8 protein-coding genes are annotated in these 7,690 nt (G+C 42.0%); 4 read left to right on the top strand and 4 right to left on the bottom strand.

Features of this window, described 5'->3' with window-relative positions; all coding sequences use genetic code 11:
* Positions 1 to 75 precede the first annotated feature (75 nt).
* The 4 genes from DWV34_RS15920 to spoVG form a co-directional block, all read right to left on the bottom strand.
* A complete protein-coding gene (locus tag DWV34_RS15920; RefSeq protein WP_118476638.1) occupies positions 76 to 918 on the bottom strand; it encodes a hypothetical protein in 843 nt (280 codons plus the stop codon).
* A 97-nt stretch (positions 919 to 1,015) separates the two neighbouring features.
* Positions 1,016 to 1,171, bottom strand: a complete 156-nt coding sequence (locus DWV34_RS17445; RefSeq protein WP_187115107.1) for a hypothetical protein — start codon at positions 1,169 to 1,171, stop codon at positions 1,016 to 1,018.
* 83 nt (positions 1,172 to 1,254) lie between these two features.
* Positions 1,255 to 1,761 carry an RNA polymerase sigma factor gene (locus DWV34_RS15915; protein WP_009291256.1) on the bottom strand — a complete coding sequence of 169 codons (507 nt, stop codon included), beginning with the start codon at positions 1,759 to 1,761 and terminating at the stop codon, positions 1,255 to 1,257.
* 181 nt (positions 1,762 to 1,942) lie between these two features.
* Positions 1,943 to 2,239, bottom strand: a complete 297-nt coding sequence (spoVG, locus tag DWV34_RS15910) for a septation regulator SpoVG (protein WP_006567998.1) — start codon at positions 2,237 to 2,239, stop codon at positions 1,943 to 1,945.
* 479 nt (positions 2,240 to 2,718) lie between these two features.
* On the opposite strand from spoVG, the gene murC reads away from it, so the two are divergent.
* The 4 genes from murC (at position 2,719) to DWV34_RS15885 (ending at position 7,670) form a co-directional block, all read left to right on the top strand.
* Positions 2,719 to 4,101, top strand: coding sequence for a UDP-N-acetylmuramate--L-alanine ligase (gene murC / locus DWV34_RS15900; protein WP_009291254.1), 1,383 nt, complete (start codon positions 2,719 to 2,721; stop codon positions 4,099 to 4,101).
* Between the two features lie 265 nt (positions 4,102 to 4,366).
* Positions 4,367 to 5,452, top strand: a complete 1,086-nt coding sequence (locus tag DWV34_RS15895) for a DnaD domain protein (RefSeq protein ID WP_009291253.1) — start codon at positions 4,367 to 4,369, stop codon at positions 5,450 to 5,452.
* A gap of 1 nt (position 5,453) precedes the next feature.
* A complete protein-coding gene (locus tag DWV34_RS15890) occupies positions 5,454 to 6,443 on the top strand; it encodes an ATP-binding protein (RefSeq protein ID WP_118476637.1) in 990 nt (329 codons plus the stop codon).
* A gap of 57 nt (positions 6,444 to 6,500) precedes the next feature.
* Complete coding sequence (locus DWV34_RS15885; protein ID WP_009291251.1) at positions 6,501 to 7,670, top strand: ribose-phosphate pyrophosphokinase; 1,170 nt, start codon at positions 6,501 to 6,503, stop codon at positions 7,668 to 7,670.
* The last annotated feature ends 20 nt before the right edge of the window (positions 7,671 to 7,690 follow it).

The raw sequence follows: 7,690 nt of genomic DNA, 5'->3' as shown, positions 1-7,690 counted from the left end.
TGGCACTAAAATAACGTGCGGTTAGTACCTCCCACATTCTGCCGTCGGACACCAAATTATCGCCTTTGCTTTTTTCTATTCAATAGACTCTATAATTTCCTCCGCTTCTTTTACGGTTAAATCTCCCACAATATTAATATGACATTTTTTAACATATCCCAGAACTGATAGGGAATATTTTCCTTTATAAATATAAAATTCTCCTCCGGCATGCTTCGATACTTTTATTTTCTTTTTCTTTTCTCCAAAGTGTACCCCACCACCTCCAACCTCAGTGCCACTGCAATCTTCAAACATATAATAAAAAGTTTTTCTACCACTTACGTAGGTCGCAAAAGAAGGACCCTCTAATGTACCCAATACCTTTACATAAAGCTTATCTAATTTCCAGTATTTAGGAATCTTTTGTGGATACATTACATTACCATTACTAATTGCTTTTATCTCTTCCCATGAAGAAACATGTTTATCTTTATATTCTCCAACCGTTCCATTTTCCTGAGATGCAACATAATTTATGAGTTCTTCGAGCGTTTGGAATATTGATGGTTCATCAGGATCATGAATATCGTATTCAATCATCGTTGTTTCTTCCTTCATCTGACCCAGATAACAAAAAATTGACTTCCCTGTTATCGCATAACATATCACCTGCGCTGAAAGCATAAATACAAGAACAATTACCGCTGCCTTTGCTGCAATCGAGCAGTACCTCTTCCTTCTTCTTATTTTTAATAAGTTTCTTCTTTCTACATGTCCGCAGTAGAATGCTTCCTTATCAAGTTTACCTTCATCTTTTAAGGGCTCCATACATTCTAATATAAGTTCTATATGCCGTAATTTCTCTTGATCTGATTGGAATTTAAAAAATTCTGTAATCCATTCAAAAGCCCATCTCTTGATTATAAAATCTTTCATCCTTTGTACCTGTTCTATGTTCTGTGAATTTTCTATTTATTGTAACAGATAATTTTATATATGTGAATCATAACCAAGAACCGACGATTTTTACGGATTATTTCTGGGTCTTATTAATATCTGTAATTTTTGACCTTATTTTTTCTTTTACATCCTCTGATAATGTTTCTTCTTCTATATCCTCTGGATGGATTTCCTCTACAAATTTCCCAACTGCTTCCTCTAGTAACTGTTCAAATTCTTTCCTTCTCATTTCGGCTCCTTTCACATGAATTTTAAGGTTACATATCTATATCCCAAAAAAACACGCGAAGGTGTCGTTTAAATTGACTTTATTCAGCCAAACATAATAAGAATAAACAGCTGTTTCCTTGCTTTTTTTCGTATTCTTGCAAGTTTTGATTTTACCGCCTGATCTGTGCTGTCCCTGAATCCCGCAAGCTCATTGATCGTAAATCCTTTCATATAAAAATCATAGAAAAGACGAAATTCGTCTTCCGAGAGTACATTTTTAAGATCCACTTCCAGCAGTCCGCTGTAATCGTCCTCAAACTTTTGGTTTAATGACATTATATTCTCGTCTGTCAGTATCTCGTCTATCCTATTTTTCTTCTCAAACACATGATATGTTTTGTATTTTGCTGTCTGTTTCAGCCATCCGACAGGATTTTCATGTTCTGAAAGACTCTCTATTTTTTCATATGCCGTCAGATATACTTCCTGAAGGACATCATAGGCCTCCTCCCAGTCCCAATAAAAAAACCCCTTCATAAATTTGAGCATCTCTTCATAACTTTCGTCATATAACAAATTAAATGCATTTTCTCTTGATGTATCATCCATATATTAACCCGCTTCTGATTTTTTGTTACAGCATAACAGAAAATTATCTGAAACGCAAAAAGACAGCATATGGCATGGCTCTGAAAGTCATGTTATATACTGTCTTAATCTACTGATCAGCGAACGGCGGATCTCCCGTTCCTGTTACTTATGGACAATCATAGTATTTAGAATTAAGTGTTTACTCTGCTCCCTCTTCCGGCTGAGTTGCGTCTATATCTCCAAGTCTCATGGCCTCATACTGTTCCAAGATCATGGTCTGGATCGTGTTTCTCGTTGCCGAATTGATTGGATGGGCAATGTCACGGTATTCCCCATCGGCAGCTTTGCGGCTTGGCATTGCAATGAACAGGCCCTTTTCTCCTTCGATGACTTTGATATCATGTACTACAAATTCATTATCGATCGTAATAGAAACGACTGCTTTCATTTTCCCTTCTTTTGCTACTTGTCTGATACGTACATCTGTAATTTGCATGTTGTCTTCCTCCTAGTTTTCAAAACTTTAGCTAATGATCTGTTGTGCGGCCGTTTTTACTCTATCACCTTCCCTTTTCAGTGCCGCAAAATATCCCCACTCTCAACACGTTCTGCCCATACTATGACTCCCACTGTAAACATCTATACTCTAAAACAAAGCACCTGCCGCCTTCCAAAATCCAAATTGGAAGCCGATCCTGATGCTTGTGCAGGGATCAACATCGTACATACTATCTTAGATAATGTTTATTATAGCATCTCTTTCGTGAAATGTGAACAAATATTATTATATATTTTCGCTGATATTATTGTATTTTACTATTTAGCGGTACAAAATACGACGATATTTCCATCATTCTGTACACCTTTTTTGCCGAACCCCCCCTGTTTCTCATTTCCTTCCTTGCAACTTATTTTTTTGTGCACTATAATAGAAAAAACACTTTTTTTAAAATCAGAGAAAGGTTAGGAATTCCTATGTATCAAATAGATTTCAAGAAACCAATTCATATTCATTTTATGGGGATCGGCGGCATCAGCATGAGCGGTCTTGCCGAAATCCTTCTCAAAGAAGGATTTACTGTTTCCGGTTCCGACATCCGTTCCTCCGATATCACCGAAAAATTGAGTTCTTTAGGCGCCAAAGTCTTTTTAGGGCAAGTTGCGGAAAATATCACAGATGATATTGACCTGGTGGTATATACTGCGGCCATCCATCCGGAAAATGAAGAATACAAAGCCGCACTGCAGAAAGGCATCCCTCTTATGAAGCGTGCGACTCTGCTCGGACAAATGATGCACAATTATAAAAATGCAGTGGCAGTATCCGGAACCCACGGCAAAACAACCACGACTTCTATGCTCTCACACATCCTGCTGGCCGGAGAGACAGATCCAACCATCACTGTGGGGGGGATTCTGGACATTATTGACGGCAACATCCGCGTCGGCCATTCCAATGTCTTTGTGACAGAGGCCTGTGAGTATACGAACAGCTTTCTCGAATTTTTTCCGAAGATCAGCATTATCTTAAATATAGAAGAAGACCATATGGACTTTTTCCATGATATTAATGAAATCCGTGATTCCTTCAAAAAGTTTGCTCATAAGCTCCCGGAAGACGGCCTGCTCGTCCTGAACGGGGAGATTGATGACATTTCTTATATCGTAGAAGGGCTCAAAGCCAAGTATGTGACCTACGGCATTGATAACGATGAATTTACCTATACGGCTAAAAATATTTCCTATGACTCTATGGGCCATGGACACTTTGACCTGTACAAAGAAGGAACTTTTGTAGATTCCCTGTCATTAAATGTGAACGGCCTGCATAATATTAATAATGCGCTGTCTGCCGCAGCCGTTGCTGATTTCCTCGGGCTCTCCATAGATACCGTAAAAGCCGGTCTCCTGACCTTCTCCGGTGCCAAGCGGAGATTTGAATATAAAGGGACCTGCGGGGGCTTTACCGTCATTGATGACTATGCCCACCACCCTACGGAGATCAAAGCAACATTAAATGCCTGCAAAAATTATCCTCACAAAGAATTGTGGTGCGTCTTCCAGCCGCATACCTATACAAGGACAAATGCCTTTTTAGATGAGTTCGCCGAGGCTCTCAGCCAATGCGATCATGTGATCATTACCGATATCTATGCTGCCCGGGAAAAAGACACCGGCATGGTCCACGCCAGAGACTTAGCAGATAAAATCGAAAAAACCGGTACTGACGTTCGATATATCAAGGATTTTGATGCGATAGAAGAATTTATTTTAAAAAAATGCAAAAAAAATGATTTGTTGATAACTATGGGGGCCGGAAATGTTGATTCTATCGGCAATGAGTTAGTTAAGAAATAGTTATCCACGTTATCCACAGGGTTATACACAATTGTGTATAACTTTCCCTGTGGATTTTTCTTTATTTTTTCCACATCAAGATTTTTAAAGTGAGGCTTGTCTTTCTGCGGATTCCATTTACTTATCCACGTTATCCACAGTTTCCACAATTATTTTGTGGATTACTCTGTGAAAAGAGCTGCTATTTACAATTTATTCGGTCTGCGTTATAGTTCTTTTAGATTAAAGAAAGAGACGTATTGACTAATATTAGGGAGATGGATTTATGAGCAGTATTAACGTAACGACAACATACCCGACAGGGGGAACTTTATTACCGAATGCCTTCGTAGACTACTACATGATCAAAGCCAACGGAGAATATGTGAAGGTTTATATTTACCTCCTGCGCATGGTTTCTAACGGCCAGAAGTTTAATATATCTTGTCTGGCAGATTTGCTGGAACTTACGGAGCGTGATATCTGCCGCGCCCTGAAGTACTGGAAAAAAGAAAATCTCCTGGACCTGGTCATGGATGGCGGAGAGATCCGTTCCATCAAACTGCTCCCCGTTTCCACGGCCCTGACGATTGACGCGGACGATCTCATGGAGCCGGAAAAAGAAAAACCTGCGAAAGTACCGGCAGTGGAACCCGCGGCCGTTGCTCCGGCTGCGAAAGCTAAGGCAGTTCCGGCCCTGAGGACGCTGACTCCGTCACAGCTGGCCCAGAAAAATAAGGACGATAAGTTTTCTTATCTGATCTATATCGCAGAAATGTACATAGGGCGTCCGCTCACCGCCAATGATCTGAATACACTCTCTTACTTCTACGATGACCTTGCGATGTCACCGGAGCTGATCGAACACTTAGTAGATTACTGTGTATCCAACGGCAAGAAAAATTTCCGCTATATGCAGACCGTAGCGATTGCCTGGTATCAGGAGGGCATCCGCACAGCAGACGAGGCCAAGCTTCACTGCCAGAACTATCAGAAAGAGTATTATCAGATCATGCATGCCTTCGGACTGAATAACCAGCCCGCACCGGCTCAGATCGAATATATGAAGCGCTGGCTCAAAACCGACGGTTTTGACTTAAGCATCGTCATTGAAGCATGCAACCGCACGATCCGCTCCATCGGCCAGCCTAAATTTCAGTATACCGACAGTATTCTGAAAAAGTGGAAGGACAACCATGTGGTTTCACTGGATGATGTGAAGAAACTGGAAAGCCGCCCGGGTACTGTATCCAAAGCCGCAGCCCCGCAGCCGAACAACCAGTTCCACAATTTTGAAGAACGTGACTATGACTATGATGAGCTGGAAAAACAGCTTTTTGAAAAGCAGATACACCCTGTAAAGGAGGACTGAGATGTCCCTGACCAATGAACAATATCAGGAAATCATGAGGATGTACGAGGCGAACCGGCTCAGCGGCTACAATCTCTCCAGAGAACGCAAACGTGAGGTCTATGCACAGATTCCTCAGATGAGGGATCTGGACCGGGAGATGGCCCACAACGCTGTTCTCCTGGGAAAAAAGCTGATCGCATCCAAAGATCATAATTCAATGGATATCTGCAGGCAAAAGAATCAGAAGCTGGCTGACCAAAAGCGCCGGCTTCTTTTAGATCACGGATATCCTGAGGATTATCTGGACCCTGTTTATACTTGTCCCGACTGTAAAGATACCGGATATATCGGTACCGAAAAGTGCCATTGTTTCCGTCAGGCTGTGATTCGCCTGATCTATTCTGATTCCAATATGCAGCAAATTCTTGAAAAAGAGAATTTTCATCGTTTCAATGATCAATATTATTCTGATAAACTTCTGGAGGACGGACGTCCTTCTCCGAGACAGAATATTCATGCCGTGCTGAAAAAATGCCGTGATTTCATCGGACATTTTCCTTCCAGGGAAAACCTGCTGCTGCACGGTTCCACCGGCACCGGGAAGACCTTTTTAAGCCATTGTATCGCGAAAGAAATCATGGATAAGGGCTATACCTGTGTCTATGTGACCGCATTTCAGTTGTTTGATATTCTGACTTCCCAGGCATATCAAAAGCGTAAGGATCATCTCCCTATGTCCTACCAGCTTATCTTTCACTGTGACCTACTGGTTATAGATGATCTGGGGACAGAGCTTAACAATGCCTTCATAACTTCCCAGCTGTTTCACTGCCTGAATGAACGGCAGCTGAGCGGTAAATCAACACTTATTTCAACAAACTTATCTATGCGTAATTTAAAAGACCGCTATACGGAACGGATTTTCTCCAGAATTATTGAGAACTATACCATCTGCCAAATATACGGCGAGGATATCCGTTTAAAGAAATCTTTTTCCCGCAAGCCTTGACGGAATCGCTTCGGGAGTGATATAAAAAGAGTGAACAAACTACAAAGGAGATTTATAATGAGACGATCTGACCGAAACTTTAAAACCCTTCCCGACGGCAATCTTGGCATCATCGCTATGGAGAGCTGCAAAAGCCTTGGCAATCTGATTGACAAGTATATTACAGGCTGGCGCGGGGATGAAGCCCCCCGCTATCAGAATATGCCCGGATATGATGAGTATTACAAGGAAAGCTATCTGCTGGATGCCGGCTGTCCCCGCTTCGGCTCCGGAGAAGCAAAAGGAATCATCCGTGAGTCTGTCCGCGGAACCGATTTGTACATTCTCGTTGATGTGCTGAATTACAGCATCAAGTATTCCCTGTGCGGTCATCAGAACTCTATGTCCCCGGATGATCATTTTCAGGATTTAAAAAGGCTCATTGCTGCCAGCGGCAGCAAAGCCAAGAGAATTAGTGTCATCATGCCTTTCCTGTATGAAAGCCGTCAGCACAAAAGAAGCACCAGAGAGTCTCTGGACTGTGCTATGATGCTTCAGGAGCTGATTCATTTAGGAGTACAGAATATCATTACATTTGATGCCCATGACCCTCGTGTACAGAACGCCATTCCAAACAGCGGCTTTGATACAGTACAGCCCACTTACCAGTTTGTAAAGTCTCTGGTTGAGCAGTGTGACGGAGTCAATTTTGACAGCGATCATCTGATGGTCATCAGCCCGGATGAGGGTGCTATGCAGCGCTCCATCTATATGGCCAATGTCCTCGGCGTCGATGTGGGTATGTTCTATAAGCGCAGAGATTATTCTACTATCGTAGACGGCCGCAATCCTATCGTGGCCCATGAATTTTTGGGAGCTTCCCTGGAAGGCAAGGACGTTCTGATCCTGGACGATATGATATCTTCCGGAGAGAGTATGATCGATGTGGCCAAAGAACTGAAAGCCAGAAAAGCGCGGCGTGTATTTTGTCTTTCTACCTTCGGTCTGTTTACAAACGGACTTGATGTCTTCGACAAGGCTGTGGAAGAAGGTATCATAGAAAAGGTTATCACAACCAATCTTACTTACCAGACACCGGAACTGTTGGAGCGTGATTGGTATGTATCTTCAGACGTGAGCAAATATGTGGCTCTGCTGATCGATACGCTGAACCACAACGGGTCTATCAGCGAACTCCTGGACCCAACCGAGCGCATCAAAGAATATTTGGAAAAGAATCATTTATAAACTTATCAGCAGTATAGCAA

Source organism: Anaerostipes sp. AF04-45, from assembly GCF_003461725.1.
Classification (GTDB): domain Bacteria; phylum Bacillota; class Clostridia; order Lachnospirales; family Lachnospiraceae; genus Anaerostipes; species Anaerostipes caccae.
This window is presented reverse-complemented; position numbering and strand designations above follow the sequence as displayed.

What these genes read in the sequence shown, in the direction of transcription:
- DWV34_RS15920 (WP_118476638.1), bottom strand. Translation starts at nt 918, where the DNA reads ATGAAAGATTTTATAATCAAGAGATGGGCTTTTGAATGGATTACAGAA.
- DWV34_RS17445 (WP_187115107.1), bottom strand. Translation starts at nt 1,171, where the DNA reads ATGAGAAGGAAAGAATTTGAACAGTTACTAGAGGAAGCAGTTGGGAAA.
- DWV34_RS15915 (WP_009291256.1), bottom strand. Translation starts at nt 1,761, where the DNA reads ATGGATGATACATCAAGAGAAAATGCATTTAATTTGTTATATGACGAA.
- spoVG (WP_006567998.1), bottom strand. Translation starts at nt 2,239, where the DNA reads ATGCAAATTACAGATGTACGTATCAGACAAGTAGCAAAAGAAGGGAAA.
- murC (WP_009291254.1), top strand. Translation starts at nt 2,719, where the DNA reads ATGTATCAAATAGATTTCAAGAAACCAATTCATATTCATTTTATGGGG.
- DWV34_RS15895 (WP_009291253.1), top strand. Translation starts at nt 4,367, where the DNA reads ATGAGCAGTATTAACGTAACGACAACATACCCGACAGGGGGAACTTTA.
- DWV34_RS15890 (WP_118476637.1), top strand. Translation starts at nt 5,454, where the DNA reads ATGTCCCTGACCAATGAACAATATCAGGAAATCATGAGGATGTACGAG.
- DWV34_RS15885 (WP_009291251.1), top strand. Translation starts at nt 6,501, where the DNA reads ATGAGACGATCTGACCGAAACTTTAAAACCCTTCCCGACGGCAATCTT.